1 protein-coding gene is annotated in these 770 nt (G+C 26.1%); it reads right to left on the bottom strand.

Annotated features, from left to right (window positions below; translation table 11 throughout):
• Positions 1-770: hypothetical protein (locus ACT3RN_RS15975; protein WP_444518853.1), on the bottom strand; the 770-nt coding region annotated here is incomplete at both ends.

Here is a 770-nt window from a genome sequence, read left to right as displayed (position 1 = left end):
AAGAGTTTAGATTGCCAATATATTTTTGAACTTTGGTTTTTAGCTCTTTAGAAGCATCTGAATCTTTTATAAGTTTTCCTATTTTTTTTATATCATGAAAGTCATAAATTTGATCGATATTCTGAAATTCTTTTACATATTTTAGACTCAATGCCTCAATTGCAACACTTAAAATGAGAACATTATTTTCAATATCTGTTTTATAGTTATATAAGCGATACCACCATGTATATAAAGGACTTGAAAGTTTAGATTCGTTTTCTAAAAAATAATTAACATAATTTGATACAAAATTATCAATATTTCTATTATCAATATGGCTAGATGGTATTACACTTGAAGAATGGCTACGGTTCTTTCCATAACTATTGATTTGCAAGGTAATCGAATCGGATATCTCGTCATATTTTTCTTCTATAGTGTAGTTTATTAAGTGAAAACTGATAATGTTTATTGCTTCACTGACTAGTTGGTATATACGAAATATTACTGCCTTTGATTCAATATTAGAATATATCGAGTATATATAGTTTTTTTCAAACTTTCTTATTTGAAGAACTGAGGTATTTCGTATTTTCAACTCATATTTATTTAACCTATTTTGTCCAGTGAGAGTTCTTGAGTAATTATTAGGAATAATATTTATATCATCAGAAGAATAAGAATATAGAGAGCTGTTATTACGAAAAATATTGGTCAGGTTAATATTGTCAATGATTAAACTAATGATAATTTTTCTAGAATTTAGTTTTAACCCGCTGATAGTTAGA

This window comes from Psychrobacter sp. AOP5-GZ1-6 (genome assembly GCF_052376345.1).
Lineage (GTDB): Bacteria > Pseudomonadota > Gammaproteobacteria > Pseudomonadales > Moraxellaceae > Psychrobacter.
The sequence above is the reverse complement of the archived record's forward strand: the minus strand, read 5'-3'. Positions and strand labels throughout refer to the sequence as shown.